This is a genomic window from Streptomyces bambusae, assembly GCF_019400985.1.
GTDB classification, from domain to species: Bacteria; Actinomycetota; Actinomycetes; order Streptomycetales; family Streptomycetaceae; genus Streptomyces; species Streptomyces bambusae_A.
Window position 1 is genome coordinate 1 of record NZ_WTFF01000590.1, and the last position, 1,964, is coordinate 1,964.

Genomic DNA, 1,964 nt, shown 5'->3' on the forward strand with positions numbered 1-1,964 from the left:
GTTGACCACGAACGCGCCGCCCGCGACCACGGCCAGCGCGCCGCCCGTGATCGCCAGCGCCGTGGCGAGGCCGCCCGGCTCCACCGCGGCGGCGGTCGCCGGCTTGTTCTCGTGCGACTCGGCCGGCGAGCCGTGCGGCTTGGTGTCCAGGCCCTTGGGCGGCACCAGCTCACCCACCGGCTTGACCTTCCCGGCCGCCTCGAAGCCCCAGTCCAGCAGGGCCGCGGTCTCCTGGTAGACCGGGTTCGCCCCACCCGCGCTCGGGTTCATGACCGTCACCAGCAGCTTCCGCTCGCCGCGCTGGGCCACCCCGGTGAAGGTGGCGCCGGCCATGGTGGTGTTGCCGTTCTTCACCCCGGCGATGCCCTTGTACGGGGAGAGGCCGGCCGCGCCCGTCATCAGCCGGTTGGTGTTGGTGATCTCGAAGGTCTCGCGCTCCTTGCCGGGCACCTGGTTGCCGGGGAACTGCGCGGTCACCGTGCTGCAGTACTCCCGGAAGTCCTTCTTCTGCAGCCCCGAGCGGGCGATGAGGGTCAGGTCGTACGCGCTGGAGACCTGGTTGGAGGCGTCGTAGCCGTCGGGGGAGACCACGTGGGTGTCGAGGGCCTGGAGCTCCTCGGCGTGCGCCTGCATGTCCTTGACGGTCTTGTCGATCCCGCCGTTCATGGCGGAGAGCACGTGGACCGCGTCGTTGCCCGATTTCAGGAAGACCCCGAGCCACAGGTCGTGGACGCTGTACTCCAGGTCCTCCTTGACCCCGACCAGACTGCTCCCGGCGCCGAGGCCGTCGAGGTCCTGCGGGGCCACCTTGTACACCCGGTTCTTGGGCAGGCTGGGCAGGACCGTGTCCGCGAACAGCATCTTCAGCGTCGAGGCCGGGGGCAGCTTCCAGTGGGCGTTGTGCGCCGCGAGCACCTCGCCGGACTCGGCGTCCGCCACGATCCAGGACCGCCCCGTCAGGTTCGCGGGCAGCGCCGGCGCGCCCGGCAGCAGGTTCACCTGGGTGCCGGGCTGCCCCAGCCGCGATCCGCCGACGGTGGACATCGAGGCGGGCGGCTCGGCGGGCAGCTGCGCGGGCGCGCCGGGCTGCTGCGCGGGTGCGCCGGGCTTGTCGTCGGCGTGCGCGGGGGCGGCCAACAGGGCAGGGATCAGCAGTGCGGCGGAGACGGCCGTCAGCGCGGTCTTTTTGGCGGACACGCAGGTGAACGTACATCGAGTTGTCATATTTACCGTGTCGGTTCGGCCAACCCGCCGGTACCACCGCCGGGACAGCCCACCCCGACGCGTCCGACTCGGCGACGGAACCGATACTGAGGGCATGAAACTCAGCCGTTCCGCCTCCTGGTTCCTGCTCGCGTTCGGAGTGTGGAGCTGGTTCATCTGGGTGACTTTCGTCCGGAATCTGGTGAAGGACGCCAGCGGGCTGGCCTTCGACGACGCGGGGGAGCCCACTGCCTATTTCTGGGTCCACCTTGCGCTCGCCGTGACCTCCTTTCTCCTGGGGACGGCCGTCGGAGTGATCGGGTTGCGTGGAGTGCGGGCCCTGCGGCGTGAATCACGCGAGGGCTCCCGATGACCGTCGTCCTGGTCGTGGCCGTCGTCCTGCTGGTCCTGGCCCTGCTGGTGCTGGTGCACCGCTGGCTGTGGATCCGCCTCGTCCGCGACACGACGACATCCGGCTCGCGGGTCCGGCGGGTGCTGACGGCCGCCGCCTTCGCGCTGCCGGCCCTGTCGCTGGCCGCCCTGACGGGGCACCGCGCCGGGCTCCCCTTCGGGATCGAGCAGCTGGTCGCCTGGCCGGGCTTCCTGTGGCTGCCGGTGCTGCTGTACCTGACCCTGGCGATGCTCGTGGGCGAGGCCGTACGCGCGGTGTGGCTGCGCCGGGAGCGGAGCACCGCCGCCGCGGCGAGCCCCGCCGCCACTGCCGCCACCGCCGCCCCGGTGCCGGCGGCCCGGGCCGGCGG

General features: G+C 71.9%; 2 protein-coding genes and 1 pseudogene. 2 read left to right on the forward strand and 1 reads right to left on the reverse strand.

What is annotated here, in order from left to right; translation table 11 throughout:
• On the reverse strand, positions 1–1,197 hold a 1,197-nt coding region (locus tag GPJ59_RS35835), incomplete at its 3' end, for a D-alanyl-D-alanine carboxypeptidase family protein (protein ID WP_308120684.1).
• Positions 1,198–1,318: 121 nt separating this feature from the next.
• Here GPJ59_RS35835 and GPJ59_RS35840 point away from each other — a divergent pair.
• Both GPJ59_RS35840 and GPJ59_RS35845 read left to right on the forward strand, forming a co-directional pair.
• Entirely contained in the window at positions 1,319–1,576 is a 258-nt protein-coding gene (locus GPJ59_RS35840; RefSeq protein ID WP_219672302.1) for an SCO4848 family membrane protein, read from the forward strand.
• Positions 1,573–1,964, forward strand: a pseudogene (locus tag GPJ59_RS35845) (metallophosphoesterase); the annotation flags it as partial. The gene GPJ59_RS35840 and the pseudogene GPJ59_RS35845, both read left to right, overlap by 4 nt.